Origin of the sequence: Leifsonia sp. fls2-241-R2A-40a, from assembly GCF_030209575.1 — a bacterium.
In the GTDB taxonomy this organism is placed as follows: Bacteria; Actinomycetota; Actinomycetes; order Actinomycetales; family Microbacteriaceae; genus Leifsonia.
Map to the genome: position 1 here is coordinate 165,204 of NZ_JARVRS010000001.1, position 19,278 is coordinate 184,481.

General features: G+C 68.3%; 22 protein-coding genes. 4 read left to right on the top strand and 18 right to left on the bottom strand.

Annotated features, from left to right (window positions below; genetic code table 11):
• Positions 1 to 3: 3 nt before the first annotated feature.
• From QRN40_RS00815 to QRN40_RS00825, 3 genes are read right to left on the bottom strand one after another with little or no spacing between them, the layout of a single operon-like run.
• Positions 4 to 1,737, bottom strand: a complete 1,734-nt coding sequence (locus QRN40_RS00815; protein WP_285113571.1) for an ABC transporter ATP-binding protein — start codon at positions 1,735 to 1,737, stop codon at positions 4 to 6.
• Positions 1,728 to 2,369, bottom strand: coding sequence for a TetR/AcrR family transcriptional regulator (locus QRN40_RS00820; protein WP_285113573.1), 642 nt, complete (start codon positions 2,367 to 2,369; stop codon positions 1,728 to 1,730). Before QRN40_RS00820 ends, QRN40_RS00815 begins: the two co-directional genes overlap by 10 nt.
• A 60-nt stretch (positions 2,370 to 2,429) precedes the next feature.
• A complete protein-coding gene (locus QRN40_RS00825; protein ID WP_285113575.1) occupies positions 2,430 to 3,401 on the bottom strand; it encodes an aldo/keto reductase in 972 nt (323 codons plus the stop codon).
• Between the two features lie 143 nt (positions 3,402 to 3,544).
• Between QRN40_RS00825 and QRN40_RS00830 the strand changes: the two genes are divergently transcribed.
• Positions 3,545 to 4,042 (top strand): methylated-DNA--[protein]-cysteine S-methyltransferase, encoded by a 498-nt coding sequence (locus tag QRN40_RS00830; RefSeq protein ID WP_285113576.1) that lies wholly within the window; start codon positions 3,545 to 3,547, stop codon positions 4,040 to 4,042.
• Positions 4,039 to 4,635, top strand: coding sequence for a DNA-3-methyladenine glycosylase I (locus tag QRN40_RS00835; protein WP_285113578.1), 597 nt, complete (start codon positions 4,039 to 4,041; stop codon positions 4,633 to 4,635). The genes QRN40_RS00830 and QRN40_RS00835 overlap by 4 nt, the downstream gene beginning before the upstream one ends.
• Before the next feature lie 314 nt (positions 4,636 to 4,949).
• On the opposite strand, the gene QRN40_RS00840 is transcribed toward QRN40_RS00835, so the two are convergent.
• The 13 genes from QRN40_RS00840 to QRN40_RS00900 all read right to left on the bottom strand — a co-directional run bounded on the left by QRN40_RS00840 (position 4,950) and on the right by QRN40_RS00900 (position 15,773).
• A complete protein-coding gene (locus tag QRN40_RS00840) occupies positions 4,950 to 5,759 on the bottom strand; it encodes a YaaA family protein (RefSeq protein WP_285113580.1) in 810 nt (269 codons plus the stop codon).
• A 1-nt stretch (position 5,760) separates the two neighbouring features.
• Entirely contained in the window at positions 5,761 to 6,321 is a 561-nt protein-coding gene (locus tag QRN40_RS00845; protein ID WP_285113582.1) for a P-loop nucleotide/nucleoside kinase family protein, read from the bottom strand.
• Position 6,322: 1 nt separating this feature from the next.
• Positions 6,323 to 6,583, bottom strand: a complete 261-nt coding sequence (locus tag QRN40_RS00850; RefSeq protein ID WP_285113584.1) for a F0F1 ATP synthase subunit epsilon — start codon at positions 6,581 to 6,583, stop codon at positions 6,323 to 6,325.
• A 2-nt stretch (positions 6,584 to 6,585) separates the two neighbouring features.
• The gene (gene atpD / locus QRN40_RS00855; protein ID WP_285113585.1) at positions 6,586 to 8,046 is read right to left on the bottom strand and encodes a F0F1 ATP synthase subunit beta; all 1,461 of its coding nucleotides are present in this window, start codon (positions 8,044 to 8,046) and stop codon (positions 6,586 to 6,588) included.
• Positions 8,047 to 8,071: 25 nt separating this feature from the next.
• Positions 8,072 to 8,971, bottom strand: coding sequence for a F0F1 ATP synthase subunit gamma (locus tag QRN40_RS00860; protein WP_285113587.1), 900 nt, complete (start codon positions 8,969 to 8,971; stop codon positions 8,072 to 8,074).
• Between the two features lie 54 nt (positions 8,972 to 9,025).
• A complete protein-coding gene (gene atpA / locus QRN40_RS00865) occupies positions 9,026 to 10,663 on the bottom strand; it encodes a F0F1 ATP synthase subunit alpha (RefSeq protein ID WP_285113589.1) in 1,638 nt (545 codons plus the stop codon).
• 22 nt (positions 10,664 to 10,685) lie between these two features.
• Positions 10,686 to 11,477 (bottom strand): F0F1 ATP synthase subunit delta, encoded by a 792-nt coding sequence (locus QRN40_RS00870; RefSeq protein ID WP_285113591.1) that lies wholly within the window; start codon positions 11,475 to 11,477, stop codon positions 10,686 to 10,688.
• A complete protein-coding gene (locus tag QRN40_RS00875; RefSeq protein ID WP_285113594.1) occupies positions 11,477 to 12,052 on the bottom strand; it encodes a F0F1 ATP synthase subunit B in 576 nt (191 codons plus the stop codon). Before QRN40_RS00875 ends, QRN40_RS00870 begins: the two co-directional genes overlap by 1 nt.
• A 33-nt stretch (positions 12,053 to 12,085) precedes the next feature.
• Complete coding sequence (atpE, locus tag QRN40_RS00880; RefSeq protein WP_163290842.1) at positions 12,086 to 12,307, bottom strand: F0F1 ATP synthase subunit C; 222 nt, start codon at positions 12,305 to 12,307, stop codon at positions 12,086 to 12,088.
• A gap of 49 nt (positions 12,308 to 12,356) precedes the next feature.
• Complete coding sequence (gene atpB / locus QRN40_RS00885) at positions 12,357 to 13,154, bottom strand: F0F1 ATP synthase subunit A (protein WP_285113599.1); 798 nt, start codon at positions 13,152 to 13,154, stop codon at positions 12,357 to 12,359.
• A gap of 173 nt (positions 13,155 to 13,327) precedes the next feature.
• Positions 13,328 to 13,810, bottom strand: a complete 483-nt coding sequence (locus QRN40_RS00890; RefSeq protein ID WP_285113600.1) for a Cg1360 family ATP-synthase-associated protein — start codon at positions 13,808 to 13,810, stop codon at positions 13,328 to 13,330.
• On the bottom strand, positions 13,807 to 15,066 hold the full coding sequence (locus QRN40_RS00895) for an MraY family glycosyltransferase (protein ID WP_285113601.1): 1,260 nt from the start codon (positions 15,064 to 15,066) through the stop codon (positions 13,807 to 13,809). Before QRN40_RS00895 ends, QRN40_RS00890 begins: the two co-directional genes overlap by 4 nt.
• Positions 15,063 to 15,773, bottom strand: coding sequence for an L-threonylcarbamoyladenylate synthase (locus QRN40_RS00900; RefSeq protein ID WP_285113602.1), 711 nt, complete (start codon positions 15,771 to 15,773; stop codon positions 15,063 to 15,065). Before QRN40_RS00900 ends, QRN40_RS00895 begins: the two co-directional genes overlap by 4 nt.
• A gap of 59 nt (positions 15,774 to 15,832) precedes the next feature.
• Between QRN40_RS00900 and QRN40_RS00905 the strand changes: the two genes are divergently transcribed.
• Positions 15,833 to 16,465 (top strand): HAD family hydrolase, encoded by a 633-nt coding sequence (locus QRN40_RS00905; protein WP_285113603.1) that lies wholly within the window; start codon positions 15,833 to 15,835, stop codon positions 16,463 to 16,465.
• Positions 16,466 to 16,471: 6 nt separating this feature from the next.
• On the opposite strand, the gene QRN40_RS00910 is transcribed toward QRN40_RS00905, so the two are convergent.
• Positions 16,472 to 17,290 (bottom strand): ABC transporter permease, encoded by an 819-nt coding sequence (locus tag QRN40_RS00910; protein WP_285113604.1) that lies wholly within the window; start codon positions 17,288 to 17,290, stop codon positions 16,472 to 16,474.
• On the bottom strand, positions 17,287 to 18,207 hold the full coding sequence (locus tag QRN40_RS00915; protein WP_285113605.1) for an ATP-binding cassette domain-containing protein: 921 nt from the start codon (positions 18,205 to 18,207) through the stop codon (positions 17,287 to 17,289). Before QRN40_RS00915 ends, QRN40_RS00910 begins: the two co-directional genes overlap by 4 nt.
• A gap of 112 nt (positions 18,208 to 18,319) precedes the next feature.
• Here QRN40_RS00915 and QRN40_RS00920 point away from each other — a divergent pair, with 112 nt between their 5' ends.
• Positions 18,320 to 19,264 (top strand): TetR/AcrR family transcriptional regulator, encoded by a 945-nt coding sequence (locus QRN40_RS00920; RefSeq protein ID WP_285113606.1) that lies wholly within the window; start codon positions 18,320 to 18,322, stop codon positions 19,262 to 19,264.
• Positions 19,265 to 19,278 lie beyond the last annotated feature (14 nt).

A 19,278-nucleotide genomic window follows, 5' to 3' on the forward strand; every position in this document is an offset into this window, starting at 1 on the left:
CTCCTAGGCCGCATCCTGCGCCGCGAGCTGCGACGACACGATCTCGGCGTACGTCGCGTTGCTCTGCAGCAGCTCGTCGTGGGTCCCCCGGCCGACCACGCGGCCGTCCTCGAGGACGATGATCTGGTCCGCATCCACGATGGTGGATACCCGCTGCGCGACGACGATCATGGTCGCGTCGGCCACGTCCTTCGCCAGCGCAGCCCGCAGCCGGGCGTCGGTCGCCGTGTCGAGCGCCGAGAACGAGTCGTCGAAGACGTAGATCTCGGGCTTCCGGACGAGCGCCCGCGCGATCGCGAGCCGCTGCCGCTGACCGCCCGAGACGTTGGTGCCGCCCTGCGCGATCGGGGCTTCGAGCTTCTCGGGCATCGCCTCCACGAAGTCGCGCGCCTGCGCCACCTCCAGCGCGTGCCAGAGTTCGTCGTCGCTGGCCTGCGGGTTGCCGTAGCGGAGGTTGGATGCGACGGTGCCCGAGAACAGGTACGGCTTCTGCGGGACGATGCCGATGCGCGACCAGAGCAGCTCGGGATCGAGCTCAGCCACATCCACTCCGTCGACCAGCACGAGCCCGCTGGTCGCATCGAACAGCCGCGGGATGAGGTTCACCAGCGTCGTCTTGCCCGCGCCCGTGCTCCCGATGATCGCGGTCGTCCGGCCGGCCTCCGCCAGGAACGTGACGTCCGTCAGCACCGGGTGCTCAGCGCCGGGATACGAGAAGCCGACGTCGACCAGCTCAACGGTTCCGTGGGCCTGCACCTCGGTCACCGGACGCTCGGGCATCCGCACCGACGACTCCGTGCCCAGCACCTCGCCGATGCGGTCGGCGCAGACGGCGGCACGCGGCACGAGCACGGCCATCATGGTCGACATCATCACGCCCATCAGGATCTGCGTGAGGTACTGCAGGAATGCGGTCAGCGTCCCGACTTGGAGGGAGCCGTCCTGGACGCGGAACGAGCCGAACCAGATCACCGCGACGCTCGACACGTTGAGCACCAGCATGACGATCGGGAACATCAGCGCGAACAGCCGCCCCGCCTTCAGCGCGGTCTCCGTGACCTCGTCGTTCGCGGTGCGGAAGCGGCGGGTCTCGACGTCTTCGCGCACGAACGCACGCACCACGCGGATGCCGCTGAGCTGCTCCCGCATGACGCGGTTGACGCGGTCGATCCTGTCCTGCATCCGCCGGAACAGGGGCACCATCCGGGAGATGATGATGCTCACGGCGATCAGGAGCGCTGGGACGCTGACCGCGATCAGCCAGGAGAGGTCGATGTCCTGCTGCATCGCCAGCACGATCCCGCCGACGGCGAGGATGGGCGCGGAGACGAGCAGCGTGCAGGTCATCATGACCAGCATCTGCACCTGCTGCACGTCGTTGGTGTTCCGGGTGATCAGCGACGGCGCCCCGAACGACGACACCTCGCGCTCGGAGAACTCGCCGACGCGGTGGAAGATCGCTTCCCGAAGATCACGGCCGACCAGCATCGCGACCTTCGCGCCGAAGTAGACCGCCGTGATCGCACAGGCGACCTGGACGAGCGTGACACCGAGCATCTCGGCGCCCACCGACATGATGTAGCCCGTGTCGCCCTTCGCGACGCCGTTGTCGATGATGGCGGCGTTCAGCGTCGGCAGCCAGAGCGAGAGCAGCGACTGCGCCAGCTGGAAGACGAGCACGCCGATCAGCAGCGGCCAGTGAGGCCGGAGGAACCGGCCGAGGAGTTTCAGGAGCATGATGCCTCCGGGTGCGGCGACGGGGTGGGAGTGGATGCGACGTGGGGCGAGGTGCCCGCGATGCCGACGAGGGTCATCCGGGCGAGGTCGTCGATGCTGAACTCGATCCCGTCGTTGAGGGCGGGGAAGGCGGACGAGAAGCTGATCAACCGGAGCAGGTGCGCGACGCGCTCCGGCGGCCAGTTCAGCTCCTGAACCTCGGGTTCCAGGATGTGCGCGATGATCCGGGCGAACTCGCCGCGCTCCTGCGGCACGGGCGGACGCTCGGCGCCGATGACGTGCATGATGCGCATGACGCTGTGGAACCGCTCCCGGAGCAGGTAGAGAATGGCCCGGACCTTGTGCTCCAGCGGCAGCGCGGGGTCGATGCTGCGGAGCGCCTCACGCAGCGGCTCCGGGTCGAGGTACTTCTCGATGGCGGCCTGCACCAGCGCTTCCTTGTCGCCGAAGGCGCGGAAGATCGTGCCCTCGGCGATGCCGGCGGCCTCCGCGATCTGCCGCGATGTCACTCCGCGGCCGTGCTCGAGGAGAAGCGGGATGACCGCATCCACGATCATCGCTTTGCGGTGGTCCGCGGCCATGGGCTGGGCGCGCGTGCGCGGCGCATCCACGGTCAGGGCATCGTCGTTCACGGGCGACACTCTACGCGGAGTGAGTGCTCACTCACAAGCGTTCGGGTCGCCAGTTCTTGGTCACTCGCCTGGTGCGAAGATCTCCGAGATCTCGTCCACCTCGGCGGGGGTCGGCTTCCAGGCCGTCGCAGCCTCGGCGTTGGCGACGATCTGCTCCGGCTTGGTCGCCCCGGCGATCACGCTGGTCAGGCCCGGCTGCGCCAGCAGCCACGCGAACGTGGCCGCCAGCATGCTGACGCCGCGCTGGTCGCAGAACGCCTGATACTGCTCGATGCGATCCCACGGGGCAGTGTCGAGCAGGTGCTTGCGGAGGTTCATGATCCGGCTGTCGGCCGGGCCGCCCTCGCGGGTGAACTTGCCCGTGAACAGTCCGTTGTAGAGCGGGAAGTACGGCAGGAACCCCAGGCCGTAGCGGTTCACCGCCGGCAGCACCTCGCGCTCGGCGTCGCGCGCCAGGAGGCTGTACTCGTTCTGCGCGGAGACGAACTTCGGATGCCCGTGCAGCCGGGCCGTGAACTCGGCCTCGGCGATCTGCCAGCCCGGAAGGTTCGAGTGGCCGATGTAACGGACCTTGCCCTCGGCGATGAGGTCGTCCAGCGTCTCCAGGGTCTCCTCGATCGGCGTGACGCCGTCGGGCTGGTGCAGCTGGTAGAGGTCGATCCAGTCGGTGCGGAGACGGCGCAGCGAGCTCTCCACCGCGAGCCGGATGTACCGGCGTGAGGCGCGTGCGTTCCAGTCGGGCCCGTTGACCCCGGACATATCCATCCCGAACTTCGTGGCCAGCACGATCTTGTCGCGCTTCCCCTCCAGCGATTTGCCCATGAGAGTCTCGGAGAGTCCCCGCTCCTTGCCGTAGATGTCCGCGGTGTCGAACAGCGTCACCCCGGCGTCGATGGCGGCGCCGATCACCGCATCCGTCCCCTCCTGCGTCTCGGTCGCGGTGTCCTTCCGGCCGAAGTTGTTGCAGCCGAGACCGACCGTGGAGACGATCAGTCCGGAGGGGCCGAGGGTGCGGTATTCGATGTTCGCCATGCTTCGAGTCTAGGCACGCGCGAGGTCCTGCTCGCCTCGCGTTCGCCGCCGGAATCCGTCCCCAGTCGACGCTCTTCGGCGCTTATCCCCCGATGTCCGATTCCCGCGAGTGCGAGGTCGGTGGTGCGCCCTAGAGTCGACCCATGAGCAGTTCCTTCGCCTATCTCCTCCGCACGCCGAGCCCCATCGGGCGGCTCGAGCTGACCAGCGACGGCACGGCCGTCACGTCGCTCTCGATCGAGCGCGCCGGCCACCTCCCCCTCGAAGACCACCCGGAACGCAGCACACCGGTTCTCGACGATGCCGCCGCCCAGCTCGGCGAATACTTCGCGGGGTCGCGGCGCGCGTTCGACGTGCCCGTCCGCCTGCAGGGGACGCCCTTCCGCCAGGCCGTGTGGGAGCGACTGGCCGCGCTCGAATACGGCACCTTCGTCTCGTACGGCGAGCTCGGCGCGTCCCTCGGGCACGCGGGCTACGGCCGTGCGATCGGCGGTGCGGTCGGCGCCAACCCGGTTCCGATCATCGTCGGCTGCCACCGGGTCCTCTCCTCCAGCGGCCGGGTGACCGGGTACAGCGGTGGCAACGGCATCCCCACCAAGCTGTGGCTGCTGGAGCACGAGGGGATCCTGCTGGCCGCATGAGCGAGACGACGACACCCGTCCGATCGGCACTCGTCGTCGGGGAGGACGGCGTAGCGCGCTGCTCCTGGTCGGCGAGCGATCCCGAGTACCGCCGCTACCACGACGAGGAGTGGGGGCGCCCGCAGCACGACCCGCGCGCGCTGTACGAGAAGCTCTGCCTCGAAGGATTCCAGGCGGGGCTGTCGTGGATCACCATCCTGCGCCGGCGTCCCGCGTTCCGCGAGGACTTCCTCGGCTTCGTGCCCGAACGCGTCGCGGCGATGACCGAGGGCGACGTGGAGCGACTGCTGCAGGACGAGCGGATCATCCGGCACCGCGGCAAGATCGAGGCGACGATCTCGAACGCGCGCGCCGTGCTCGAACTCGATCAGCCGCTCGAGGAGCTGATGTGGGGCTTCGCGCCCGAGCCGCGCAGCGGCCATCGACCGCGCGAGTGGGGCGAGATCCCGGCGGTCACGCCGGAGTCGACGGCCCTGAGCAAAGAACTGCGGCGGCGGGGGTTCCGCTTCGTCGGTCCGACGACGATGTACGCCCTGATGCAGGCGACCGGGATGGTCGACGACCACTTCGAGGGCTGCTTCCGGGCGGCCTGAGCGCGCGCAGAAAGCGACCGAGAGAGTCGGGCCGACGGCGGAAAGGGCTCCCGACGACGGTTTCTCGCTGGTGAGGGTGCTACCGCTCGTGCCCGACCGCAGGCGGATTCATGGTGCCTCACACTCCGGCGTGGGAAACGACACATGGGGATTATGCGCCGGCCACCGCACGTCGGCCCGACTAGGTGAGGAGCGGAGTACACCAGGTGCACGCCACGCCTCGGATCAGTGATCCTCTCTCTTGGTTGTGAGCTTATCTCACTTTCAACTCCCGCACCACTGTGACTTCGCTGTGGGCCGCGCAGAATGCGGGGTCAGACGCGGAGAGCCGCCATCAGCCGTCCTGGCTCGCCCCGGACCTCCGGAACGACCAGTTCGAGATCGCGTGATCCGTCGCCGGTGAGCCGCAGTTCGTAGCCCTCTGCGGCGGCCCACGCGAGCAGGTCGGCCGTGGACTCGAAGGCAGCGCCCGCCTCTACGAGGGCGCGCGCGAGCAAACCCTTGGCCTGCTTGTTGAAGTGATTGAGCGCCCGGACATGGCCGGTCTCGTCGCGCGCGAGGACTCGGACGTAGTGGGCGCCCTCCCGATCCGGCAGCGGCGCCAGCGCCGCGTATCCCGCCGACCGCAGGTCCAGCAGGAGGCCGTCCTGCTCGGCCAATGCCGCCGCGCCGGCCGTGGCCCAGCGCTTCTTGAGCGATGCAGCGCCGTGGTGCAGGGAGAGGCGGGAGTCGAAGGACAGCCGGTACGCCGGGATCGGATCGGCGGCTCCCACGAGCCCGAGAAGGGCGGACTGCACCGCGACCGCGTCCGCAGCGACCGCCCATTCGCGCTCGGACAGCGACCCCGCGTCGAGCGCGTCGTACAGTACCCCGGTGTAGCGCTCGAGCGCGCGCATCGTCGGCGCCGTGCGAAGGGTCCGGTTCCGCTCCACCTCGCCCGCCTGCTTCGGCCCGAGCTTGAGCGCCTTCACCGCCGACTCGTGGTCCGCGGCGAGCTCGACGAGCGCCGACACGACGTCCGTGCGGACGGCGGTGAGCGAGGGGAACCGCAGGTGCTCGAGGGCAAGCGGGGACCCCGCTCCCCCGTCCCTCTTGGTCTCGGAGGGCGGGAGGAGGATGAGCACCCTAGTCCTCCACGAAACCGACGGCGGCGTCCACGTTGCCGCCCAGCGGGGCGGCCGTGTCCAGCGTGACCCGGGGAAGCGAGCCGCAGACGCCCCGCCACTCGTCGTACTCGTCGACGCTCTGCTCGACGGCGTACGCCGCCACGATGCCCGTGCGCTTGGCCAGGCGGTCCTCATGCAGCGCAGGATCGGAGCACACCGTCTCGACGATCCGCAGTTTCACGTCGCACCGCTCCGCCAGGTCGCGCCACTGCAGGCGTGCCGGCTCGACGGCGTTGACCGCATCCACCACGACCGAGTGGCCGGAGAGCAGCACCTGCTCGGCCATCGTCTCGGCCACCAGGTAGGCCGCGAGCCCGGTCGGCTGGTCGGAATCGATCCCCGCGTGGAGGATCGCCGCCTCGATCGGGTCCACCGAGATCACCGTCGCGCCGATTCGGCCCGCGAGGATCTCCGCGATGGTGGACTTGCCGGAACCAGGAAGCCCCGCCATCGCCACCAGCATCGGCACGCGGACGTCTCCGAACTGGCGCTCCAGCGGGGCTCCCTGCTGCCCGGACATGTCAGACCAGCTCGGCCTGACGGGCCACGACAGTGACGGTGTTGTTCTCGACGGAGAGGAAGCCGTCATCGGCGCTGGCCGTGATCGACTCTCCCCCGTTCAGGGTCACGCGGACCTCGCCCTCGGCGAGGATGGCCAGCAGCGGCTCGTGGCCGGGCAGGATACCGATCTGCCCTTCCACGGTGCGCGCGACCACCATGCTCGCTTCGCCCGACCACACCTCGTGGTCGGCGGCGACGACGCTGACGTTCAGAACAGCCATGGTCAGCCGTTCTCCTTCTGGATCTGCGCCCACTTCTCTTCGACGTCGGAGATCGCACCGACGTTGAAGAAGGCCTGCTCGGCCACGTGGTCGAACTCGCCCTTGGCGATGGCGTCGAAGGACTCGATGGTCTCCTTCAGCGGCACCGTCGAACCCTCGACACCGGTGAACTTCTTGGCCATGTAGGTGTTCTGCGAGAGGAACTGCTGGATCCGGCGCGCACGCGACACCGTGATCTTGTCCTCCTCCGACAGCTCGTCCACACCGAGGATCGCGATGATCTCCTGCAGTTCCTTGTTCTTCTGCAGGATCTGCTTGACCGTGGTCGCCACGCGGTAGTGGTCCTCGCCCAAGTAGCGGGGGTCGAGGATGCGCGAGGTCGAGGTCAGCGGGTCGACGGCCGGGTACAGACCCTTCGACGCGATCTCACGGGAGAGCTCGGTCGTGGCGTCGAGGTGCGCGAACGTGGTCGCAGGCGCCGGGTCGGTGTAGTCGTCGGCCGGCACGTAGATCGCCTGCAGCGAGGTGATCGAGTGACCGCGGGTCGAGGTGATGCGCTCCTGGAGGAGACCCATCTCGTCGGCGAGGTTCGGCTGGTAGCCCACCGCGGAGGGCATGCGGCCCAGCAGCGTGGAGACCTCGGAGCCGGCCTGCGTGAAGCGGAAGATGTTGTCGATGAAGAGCAGCACATCCTGCTTCTGCACGTCGCGGAAGTACTCCGCCATGGTCAGGGCCGAGAGGGCGACGCGCAGACGCGTTCCCGGCGGCTCGTCCATCTGGCCGAAGACGAGGGCGGTCTTGTCGAAGACGCCCGCCTCCTCCATCTCGTGGATGAGGTCGTTGCCCTCGCGGGTGCGCTCGCCGACACCGGCGAACACCGACACACCACCGTGGTCCTGCGCGACGCGCTGGATCATCTCCTGGATGAGGACGGTCTTGCCGACGCCCGCGCCACCGAAGAGGCCGATCTTGCCACCCTGCACGTACGGGGTGAGCAGGTCGATGACCTTGATGCCGGTCTCGAACAGCTGGGTCTTCGACTCCAGCTGGTCGAACGCCGGCGGCTGACGGTGGATCGGCCAGCGCTCGCTGATCTCGACCTTCTCGCCGGGCTCGAGGTTCAGGATGTCGCCGGTGACGTTGAACACCTTGCCCTTGGTCACGTCGCCCACGGGGACGCTGATCGGGGCGCCGGTGTCGCGGACCTCGCCGCCACGGACCAGGCCGTCGGTCGGCTTCAGCGCGATCGCGCGGACCAGGTCGTCACCGAGGTGCTGAGCGACCTCGAGCGTGATCTCGGTCGACTCCTCACCGATCGTGATCGTGGTCTTCAGGGCGTTGTAGATGCCCGGGATCGCGTCGTGCGGGAACTCGATGTCCACGACCGGGCCGGTGACGCGCGCAATGCGCCCGACGCCCGGCTGCGCGGTCGAAGCCTGGGCTTCGGCGGTAGCGGTAGTCATGATTTCTATCTCTCTCGTAGGACGATTACTTTGCCGAGCTCAGCGCGTCCGCGCCGCCGACGATCTCGGAGATCTGCTGGGTGATCTCCGCCTGACGGGCGTTGTTCGCGAGACGCGTGTAGTCGGTGATGAGCTTGTCGGCGTTGTCGCTCGCTGCCTTCATCGCCTTCTGCGTCGCCGCGTGCTTGGAGGCGGCGGACTGCAGCATCGCGTTGAAGATGCGGCTCTCGATATAGACGGGGAGCAGCGCGTCGAGCACCGTCCCCACGTCGGGCTCGAACTCGTAGAGCGGCAGGACCTGCGTGCGATCCGGCTCCTCCACGCCTTCGACGACCTCCAGGGGAAGCAGGCGGACGACCTGCGGCTCCTGGGTCAGCATGCTGACGAAGCGGTTGTAGATGATGTGGATCTCGTCCACGCCGCCGTCGGACGCGTCGCGCAGGAAGGACTCGAGGATCGCGTCCGCGACCTCCTTGGCCTGCTCGAACTCGGGGCTGTCCGTGTTGCCGGTCCAGACGCGCTCGAACCCGCGGCGCCGGAAGCTGAAGTAGCCCTGCGCCTTGCGGCCGACGAGGAAGTACACGACCTCCTTGCCCTGGCTGCGCAGCAGCTCGGCGAGCTTCTCGGACTCCTTGAGCACGTTCGAGTTGAACGCACCGGCGAGACCGCGGTCGGAGGAGAAGATGACGATCGCGGCGCGCTCGATCTTCTCCGGCTCCGTGGTCAGGACGTGCTCGACGTTCGAGTAGGTCGCCACCGCCGACACCGCGCGCGTGATCGCGCGGGCGTACGGCGAACTGGCGGCCACCCGCGCCTGCGCCTTCTGGATGCGGGAGGCGGAGATCAGCTCCATCGCACGGGTGATCTTCTTGGTCGTCTGGGCAGATCTGATCTTCTGCCGGTAGACCCGAAGCTGTGCTCCCATGTCTCTCCTCTGTACCTAAATCTTTCTCGGCCTAGTCGCTCGTCGGCTCAGCGCTCAGCGCCGGGCCTTGACGATGCGCTCCTGGTCGACCTGGTCCTCGTCGATGGCCTGGAACTCCTCGCGGCCGACCGAGGCGAGCGGCTTGCCCTCGCCGGTCTGGAACTCGAGCTTGAACGCATCCACCTCGGAGTCGAGCTTCGAGACGGTGTCGTCGTCGAGGACGTTGGTCTCGCGAAGCGTCGTCAGGATGTCGGAGTTCCGGCGCAAGTGGTCCAGCAGCTCCGACTCGAAGCGCAGGACGTCCTCGACGGCGACCTCATCGAGCTTGCCGTTGGTGCCGGCCCAGATCGAGACGACCTGCTCCTCCACCGGGTACGGCGAGTACTGCGGCTGCTTGAGCAGTTCGGTCAGGCGGGCGCCACGGGCCAGCTGACGACGGCTCGCCGCGTCGAGGTCGGACGCGAACATCGCGAACGCCTCGAGCGAGCGGTACTGCGCCAGCTCGAGCTTCAGCGTGCCGGAGACCTTCTTGATCGACTTCACCTGCGCGTCGCCGCCGACTCGGGAGACCGAGATGCCGACGTCGACCGCGGGACGCTGGTTGGCGTTGAAGAGGTCGGACTGGAGGAAGATCTGGCCGTCGGTGATCGAGATCACGTTGGTCGGGATGTACGCGGAGACGTCGTTCGCCTTCGTCTCGATGATCGGGAGACCGGTCATCGAGCCGGCGCCCAGCTCGTCGGAGAGCTTGGCGCAACGCTCCAGCAGACGGGAGTGCAGGTAGAAGACGTCACCCGGGTAGGCCTCGCGTCCCGGCGGACGACGGAGCAGCAGCGACACGGCGCGGTAGGCCTCGGCCTGCTTCGACAGGTCGTCGAAGACGATGAGGACGTGCTTGCCGCCGTACATCCAGTGCTGGCCGATGGCCGAGCCGGTGTACGGAGCCAGGTACTTGAAGCCGGCGGGGTCGGAGGCCGGAGCCGCGACGATGGTGGTGTACTCCATCGCGCCGGCGTCCTCGAGCGCGCCCTTCACCGAGGCGATGGTCGAGCCCTTCTGGCCGATCGCGACGTAGATGCAGCGGACCTGCTTGTTGACGTCGCCCGAATCCCAGTTGGCCTTCTGGTTGATGATCGTGTCGATCGCGATGGCCGTCTTGCCGGTCTGGCGGTCGCCGATGATCAGCTGACGCTGGCCGCGGCCGACGGGGATCATCGCGTCGATGGCCTTGATGCCGGTCTGGAGCGGCTCGTGCACCGACTTGCGCTGCATGACGCCGGGCGCCTGGAGCTCGAGCTCGCGGCGGCCCTCGCTGGCGATGTCGCCGAGGCCGTCGATCGGGTTGCCGAGCGGGTCGACGACGCGGCCGAGGTAGCCGTCGCCGACCGGGACGGAGAGGACCTCGCCGGTGCGGGTCACCTCCATGCCCTCGACGATCTCGTCGAACTCGCCGAGCACGACGACGCCGATCTCGTTCTCGTCCAGGTTCTGGGCGAGGCCGAGGGTGCCGTTCGCGAAGCGGATGAGCTCGTTGGCCATCACGCTGGGGAGTCCCTCGACGTGCGCGATGCCGTCCGAGGCGTCCAGGACGTGGCCGATCTCGGTGGCCTCGGCGCCCGCAGGCTCGTAGGCGCTGACGAAGTCCTTGAGCGCGTCGCGGATCTCGTCGGGGCTGATCTGAATGTCTGCCATTGTGATTCCTATCTTGAGGCGGTCAGCCCGCCAGCTGAAGCCGGAGTTCGGCCAGACGCGACGCGATGCTTCCATCGATGACGTCGTCACCGATCTGTACGCGAAGTCCGCCGATGATCGAGGGGTCGACGACCTGGTTGATCCGGAGGTCGCCGTAGGTGGCACTGAGCACCGAGCGCAGGCGCTCGGCCTGGGCCTCGGGGAGCGGTGTCGCGGCGTAGACCGTCGCGATGGTCTCGCCGCTCTGAGCCGCCACGGTGCGGGCGGCGGCGCGAAGGGATTCGCGGATGCTCCGGCCGCGGGGCTGGTCGACGAGCTGACGCACGATGGCGACCGTCTCCTTCGACGCCCGTCCACCGAGCAGACGCTGCACCAGCGCGACCTTGGAGTCGGCCGTCGCGAGCTTGCTGCGCAGGGCGAGCTCGAGGCTCGCATCGGAGGTCACGGCGCCCCCGAAGACGAACAGCTCGGACACGATGTCGACGTCGCGCGGCGCGGAGGAGGCGATCGCACGGATCCCCAGCTCTTCGATCGCGGCCAGCAGATCGTTCTGCGACGACCACCGCTGGGCGGTCACCACGGTGAGCAGCTGGACGGCAGGCGCCGACAGCGAGGCGAAGACGCGCTTCACCAGCACGGTCTTGCCCTCGGCCAGCACCGTCGGGTCGCTGAGGACAGCCCGGAGCTGGGCGGAGTCGGCGACGACCCGTCCTGCGGCGAACAGGTCCTCAGCCGTCGCCAGATCGGCCTGGGAGCCCAGCTCGGCGAGAGCCGAGACGGACCGGGCCAATGCTTCTCTGGTGGCGCTTCCCATCAGTTGCCCGATCCTGCCTTCTGGTCTGCCTGAGCCTTCTCCTCGGCCTCTAGGTCCGCCAGGAAGCGGTCCACGATGGCCTGCGCACGCCGGTCCTCGTCGAGCGACTCGCGCACGACGGTCGACGCGAGGTCGATCGCCAGCGAGCCGACCTCGCCACGGAGCTGGACGAGCGCCGTCTGGCGCTCGGCCTCGAGCTGTGCCTGAGCCTGCGCGGTCACGCGGGCGGCCTCGGTCGCGGCGGCCTCGCGGGCCTCTGCGACGATCTTCTGCCCATCGGCACGAGCGGTCTCGCGGATCTTGCCTGCCTCTGCGCGCGCCTCGGCGAGCTGAGCGGTGTACTCCTCGAGCAGGGCCTCGGCCTTGCGCTGAGCCTCGTCGGCCTTCTCGATGTTGCCCTCGATCGCCTCTGCACGCTCATCCAGCAGCTTCTTCATGCGCGGAAGCACGAGCCTCCAGAAGAAGAACAGGATGATGATGAAGCAGATCAGCGCACCGATGACATCCGGCCACTCGGGGATGATCGGGTTGTGCGACTGCTCCTCCGCCGCGGCGATGACCATACTGTTCAGCATGGTTCCTCCTTATTGAAGTGAGATAAAGAGGGACTAGACGAAGATGAAGCCGACAGCGATACCGATGAACGCGAGCGCCTCGGTGAACGCGATACCGATGTACATCAGGACCTGGAGACGGCCGGCCAGCTCGGGCTGACGGGCGACGCCCTCGATGGTCTTGCCGACGACGATACCGACGCCGATGGCCGGGCCGATGGCGGCGAGGCCGTAACCGACGGTGGCGATGTTGCCGGAGATTGCAGCGATGTCCACTGTGTGTTTCCTTCCGTGATGGCGATCCGTGCGGGTGCGCGGATCGTTCTTAGTGTTCCTCGGCGACTGCCAGCTGGATGTAGACAGCCGTGAGCAGTGCGAAGACGTAGGCCTGGAGGAGTGCTACCAGGATTTCGAACAGGGTGAAGGCGAAGCCGAAGGCGAACGTGACCGCGCCGAAGAGCGACCACCAGCTGCCCGCGGTGAAGATGAAGAAGGACGTCGCCGTGAAGAACAGGACGAGGAGCAGGTGCCCGACGACCATGTTCATCAGAAGTCGGAGCGTCAGCGTGATCGGACGCAGGATGAACGTCGAGATGAACTCGATCGGAGTCACCAGGATGTAGAGGAACCACGGCACCCCGGGCGGGAACAGCGCGTTACGGAAGAAGTTCTTTGGGCTGTTCTTGATGCCGGCGTAGATGAACGCGAAGTACGCGGAGACAGCCAGCACGAGCGGAACGCCGATCACCGAGGTGCCCGCGATGTTCAGGAACGGGATGATGCCCGTCAGGTTGAAGAACAGCGCCATGAAGAAGATGGTGGTGAGCAGGGGAAGCCAGCGACGGCCGTCCTTGCGGCCCAGCAGGTCTTCTGCGATGTTCACCCGGACGAAGTCGAGACCCATCTCGACGACCGACTGGAAGCGGCCGGGGATGACCTTCATGCGACGCGTGCCGAACCAGAACACGAGGAGCAGCACGAGGGTGGCGAACAGCCGGATGAAGAAGATTCGGTTGAACTCGAGGCCACCGATGGTGAACAGGGTCGGGGGGAAGAACTCGTTGATCGACGGACCATGGAAGCTTCCATCATCGGAGCTTGCGGCCTGGACCAGCAGGTTCACAGCGTTAGCTAACAGCGCTATCTCCTGTTTCGGGGCGTCGAGCTCAGAGCTCTCGCGACGACGAACGGTGGGACACCCTGCACTACTCGCACTATGGAGTTCTTCGCGCGAACGGGTGGGGGATCACTGACAACTCTACAAGAGTTTTCAGCCCATAACGAATTGGATACGGGTCAGCGCTTCTCACCCGGAAGGGTGACGTCGCTGACGTACGGGACGCGTGATCGGAACACGACGATCATGTCGACCACCAACGACCCGATGACGCCCGCGATGAGGCTCAGGAACAGCACGACGGAGTTGATCCAGGGCTGGTCGCGCAGAACGATCGCGAGCACGAGGAACAGCACGAATTTGACGATCCAGCCGCCGAGAACGATCCCGAAGAACAGCCCGACGAAGAGGTCGGAGCCGATGAAGCGGTTGGCGATCAGGATGCTCAGCGCCGTGATCGAGAGGAACACCGCGGCCATGGCCGTCCCGATGAGGGCGCTGGTGACACCGACCCAGCCGGCGAACAGGCCGCCGAGCAGCATCCCGACGATGGCGATCGCGCCGGCAAGGATGAGGCCGTACTTGAGGACGTCGCGGAGGACGGCGTTGGAGCTCGGCTGCGCGGGGGGCTGTGCAGGAGCCGCGTCGGGCTGGTGGGTCATCGGGGCTCCTCGGTGAGAGTCGGGGTGGTGGCTTTGCCGGCCGCCGCGGGCGCCGAGCGCTCGCTCGCCTCATCCAGCTGGTCGAAGCGGGCGGTCTCAGCCGCTTCGCGGCTGCCGGCGGGGGCGAGCTCGGCGACGGCCTCGTTCGCCTTGCGGCGGCTGAGGGGCGCCAGCGTGAAGGCGGTGCAGACGACGAGTCCGATGGCGATGAACACGATCGCCATCCAGTACGGGTCGAAGAAGAACAGCAGGCAGCCGATCGACAGCACGGCGGTCCATGCGTAGAAGATCAGCACGGCGTGCAGGTGCGTGTGGCCCATGTCGAGCAGACGGTGGTGCAGGTGCTTGCGGTCCGCGCTGAACGGCGACTTGCCGGCGCGGAGACGCCGGATGACCGCGAGCCCGAAGTCGAGCAGGGGCACGACGAGCACGGCGAACGGGAGGATCACGGGGATGAACGCGGGCACCAGCGACGACTTGCCGAGCGTCTGCAGCGCCTCCGGGTTGATCGTGCCGGTCACCGAGATCGCGGAGGTCGCCATGAGCAGGCCGATGAGCAGCGCTCCGGCATCGCCCATGAACATCTTCGCCGGGTGCCAGTTGAGCGGCAGGAAGCCCGCGCACGCACCGACCAGGATCGCGGCGATCACGCCCGCGAGGCTGAAGTAGTTCTGGGGGCTGATCTCGCGCTGCAGCAGATACGTGTACACGAGGAACGTGCCGTTCGCGATGAGGGCGACCCCGGCGACCAGACCGTCCAGCCCGTCGATGAAGTTGATCGCGTTCATCACGAGCACGATGGCGAACAGCGTGATGATGATCGACATCACCGGCGATCCGACGGTGAGGCCGTTGATCGGCAGCGAGTAGATCTGCACGCCGAGCCACGCGACCAGTCCCGCCGCCACGAACTGCCCGGCCAGCTTGGTCATCCAGTCGAGGTCCCAGATGTCGTCGGCGACGCCGATCACGACGATCAGCAGAGACGCCCCGAGGATGGCGAGGATCGGGCCCTGGTCGGAGAAGATCAGCCCGAGCACGCCGAACTGGCTCGAAAGGAGCCAGGAGACGCCGAAGGCCACCAGGATGCCGAGGAACATCGCGACGCCGCCGAGCCGCGGCGTCGGCCGGGTGTGCACATCCCGCGCCCGGATCTTCGGGTAGAGCTTGTAGCGCATCGCCAGCTTGTAGACGACCCAGGACATCCCGAACGTGATGACGGCCGAGATGAGTGCGAGTGCGAGGAGGAGGGTCACGGGGCGGCGTCCGAGGCCGCTGCCGGCTCCTCGAAGGCCTCGCCGACGACCTCGCGGAGCTGCTCGAGAGAGATGACGCCCTGGCGCAGGATGCGCAGCCCTCCCGCGCCGGCGGCTAGAGCCGTCGCGTCGACGATCGTCGACGACGAGTCCTTGCCCTCGACGCGCTCGTAGGCCGCTCCGGCCTCTCCCCCGTCGAGGTAGACGGAGATGGAGTCGCCGAGCATGGCCTCGGCCTCCGCGGCGGTGCGGGCGGCCGGACGTCCGGTCAGGTTCGCGGACGAGACCGCGAGCGGCCCCGTCTCGGAGAGCAGTTCGAGGGCGATGGTGTCCTTCGGCATGCGCAGCGCGACCGTGCCCTTGGTCTCGCCGAGGTCCCACACCAGCGACGGGGAGGCCGGGAGCACGATGGTCAGCCCGCCTGGCCAGAAGGCCTTCACCAGCGCCTCCACCTCGTCCGGGACGCGCTCGGCGAGCGCGGTCAGGGTCGGGATGCCCGGCACGAGGACCGGGGGCGGCGACTGCCGTCCGCGTCCCTTCGCGTCGAGAAGGCGCTGCACGGCGGCCGGATTGAACGCGTCCGCCGCGACGCCGTAGACCGTGTCGGTGGGGATGACGACGAGCTCGCCCCGTCCGATAGCCGATCGGGCGAGACGCATGCCGGTGAGCAGCTCGGAGTCGACCGAGCAGTCGTAGATGGGTGCCATGACGGCTCAATGATAGCCGGGGCGCGGACGCCCAGACTGGGAGGACGATACTGGAGGCGATGGATGTCTACTTCTTCGACTGCGACAAGACGCTCTACGACTACGACTTCCACAAGCGGCTTCCGAAGCTCGCTGAGCTGGGAGGGGTGAGTCAGTACCGTCTCGCCTCCACCTGGTGGGCGGGCGGCTTCGAGCGCGCGGCCGAGATCGGCGAGTACACGACGAGCGAGGAGTACCTCGCCGCCTTCGCGGAGGTCACGGGTGCGAAGCTGACCCTCGAGGAGTGGCAGGTGGCGCGGAAGGCCGCCATGACGCCCATCCCGGGAGCGATCGCCGCCCTGCATGAAGCGGCGACGCTCGGAACGGTCTCGCTGCTGTCGAACAACCCCATCCCGTTCAAGGACTCGCTGCCGGTGCTGACGCCCGAGATCGTCGACGTGCTGCAGGACAACGACCTCGTGTCGGCCGTGCTCGGCGCCCGGAAGCCCGAGCGCCGCATCTACACGCGTGCGCTCGGGCGGTTCGGTGTGCGACCGGAGGACGCCATCCTGTTCGACGACTCGCTTCCGAATGTGGAGGGCGCCCGTGCCGTGGGCATGCACGCCTACCACTTCGTCAAGCAGGACGACGGGACCTTCGACACCGAGGCGATGCGCGACGCGATGCACGCCTTCGCGGAGCGCGACCGCTGACAGACGTCAGCGGCGGCCGGCGGAGCGGCGGAACAGCCAGGCCGCCCAGACGTACGCCCCGACGATGATCAGCGCGCACCATCCGAGCGCCCACCACAGGTCGCTGCCCGGGTCGCGGCCGAACAGCAGCGAGCGGATGGTCTCGATGATCGGTGTGATCGGCTGGTTCTCGGCGACCCACTGCAGCCATGACGGCATGGTGTCGGTCGGGACGAAGGCACTCGAGAGGTAGGGCAGGAACAGCAGCGCGAAGCCGTAGCCGCTCGCGGCCGTCGGGCTCTTCGCCGCGAGGCCGATCCCCGCGTACAGCCAGGTGATCGCCAGGATGAACAGCGCGACGACGCCGATCGCCCCGGCCCACTGCAGGGCGTTCGCCGTCGGGCGGAAGCCGACCAGCAGCGCGACCCCGATGACCACACCGGTCGCCAGGAGGTTGCGGAGCAGGCTCGCGACGACATGGCCGGTCACCACGCCGCGCGAGCGCAGGGGCATCGTCCGGAACCGGTCCACGATCCCGTCGGTCATGTCCCGAGCGACGTCGACCGCGGTGCTGGAGGCGCCGAACCCCGCGCAGAGCAGGATGATGCCCGGCACGACGTACTGCACGTAACCGCCCTCGCGATCGAGCGCGCCGCCGAACACGAACGTGAACAGCAGCATGAGCATCACGGGCAGGACGATCGCCATGGTGAGCGCCTCCACGTCGCGCAGCGAGTGGCGGATGCCGCGGCCGACGAACACGAGCGCGGACGTGAGCGGCGTGACCGGCCGCTCGGGGCGGGCGGGGACGGGTACGGCCCGGCCGGGGGCGTTCAGAGCGGTCATCGGACGGCCTCCTTCTCGATCTCGGTGGTGGTGGCGGTGGCGGTCGTGGTCGGCTGCCCGGTGAGGGCCAGGAACGCGTCGTCGAGCGACGGCTTGCGGATGCCGATCGACCCGCCGGTGACGCCGAGGGCGTCGAGCTCGTCGATCGCGGTGCGCAGCGCATCCACGCTGCCGTCGGTGGGGAGCTCGCGGACCAGGTCGCCGCGCTCGTCGCGCAGTTCGACGACCTCGCCGCCGACCCGCGCCTTGAGCTCGTCCGGCGTCCCCTCCGCGACGATCACGCCGTGGTCGAGCACCGCGATGCGGTCGGCCAGCTGGTCGGCCTCCTCGAGGTACTGCGTGGTGAGCAGGATGGTGGTGCCGCGGCGCGACAGGTCGTGGATGATGTCCCATAGGGTCTGCCGGCTGCGCGTGTCGAGCCCCGTCGTCGGCTCGTCCAGGAAGATCACGGGCGGGGTCGCGACCAGGCTGAGCGCGAGGTCGAGACGCCGCCGCATCCCGCCGGAGTACGTCGCGACGCGCTTGCGCGCCGCCTCGCGGAGGTCGAACCGATCGATGAGTTCCGTGGCGCGCCGCTTCGACTCGGCGGCCGTGAAGCCGGAGAGCCGCGCCATCATGCGGAGGTTCTCCTCCCCCGTCAGCACTCCGTCGACCGCCGCGGCCTGCCCGGTCACGCTGATCGCCCGGCGGATGCCGTCCGCGTCGGTCGCGAGGTCGTGGCCGGCGACGGTGACGCTGCCCTGGTCGGGCCGCACGAGGGTGGAGAGGATGGTGATGAGTGTGGTCTTGCCCGCCCCGTTGGGGCCGAGGAGCGCGAACACGCTCCCCGCCTCCACGCGGAGGTCGATTCCGTCGAGCACGGTCTGCGCGCCGTACGCCTTGCGCACGCCCGCCAGCTCGATCGCCGGTCCGGTCATGGTCTTCCCTTCGACTGTGTGTCTCGTAAACTGTTTATGACGCATACAACCGTTTAAGTGATACACAGTTCTAGGATGAGTGTCAACACTCTTCACAAGGAAGGCGCCGGAGATGCCCGAAGACGTTCAGGAGGCGCTTCCCCGCGCCGTCGCGCTGAGCTGGGGCGTGGCCGAGAACCCGCAGCGCGGACCGAAGCGTGAGATGAGCGTCGAGCGGATCATCGAGACCGCGATCGAGGTGGCCGACTCCGACGGGCTCGCGGCGGTGTCGATGAGCCGCATCGCCGGCGAGCTCGGGTTCACGACGATGTCGCTGTACCGCTACGTCAGCAGCAAGGACGACGTGCTCGCCCTGATGCAGGACGCGGTGTGCGAGATCCCGATCCCGCCCGACGACGAACTGGCCGGACACGCGGGCGCCGAGGGGCAGGACTGGCGGGCCGGACTCCGCCGGTGGGCGATGGCGAGCATCCAGGTGATCCAGCAGCACCCGTGGTTCCCCGACATCCCGATCAGCGGCATCCCCCTGATGCCGAACAATCTCGCGGTTCTCGACTGGGGTCTGCGCGAGATGCGGGACTTGCCGCTGACCGATGCCGAGAAGATGTCCACCGCGCTGCTGCTGTCGTCCTACGCGCGCGCCGTGGCGGTCGTCGAGCGCGACGTGAGCCGGTCGCAGGGGGCGGACGTCCCGGCCGCGCACGGCGACGCGTTCACCGCGGCCCTCGGCGAGCTGGTCACACCCGAGCGCTTCCCCTACCTCTCACCGCTCGTCCGTTCGGGTGTCTACGCGGACGAGGACCCGGACGAGCAGGACGACTTCGCGTTCGGCCTCGAACGCATCCTCGACGGGATCGAGACGTACGTCGCCGCGCGGCGGAGCGGGCAGCCGGTCACCGCGTTCGAGCCGCGGCCGGAGGAGGTCCCGCGCGACAAAGCGGTGCGCGAGGCGGCGAAGACGCGCCGGGAGGCGGAGTCGAAGCTGCGCGAGGCCCGCAAGAACGAGCGCGAGGCGATCGCCCGGGCCCGCGAGCGCGCCGCCCGCGACGCCCGCTGAACCTCGCCGTTCAG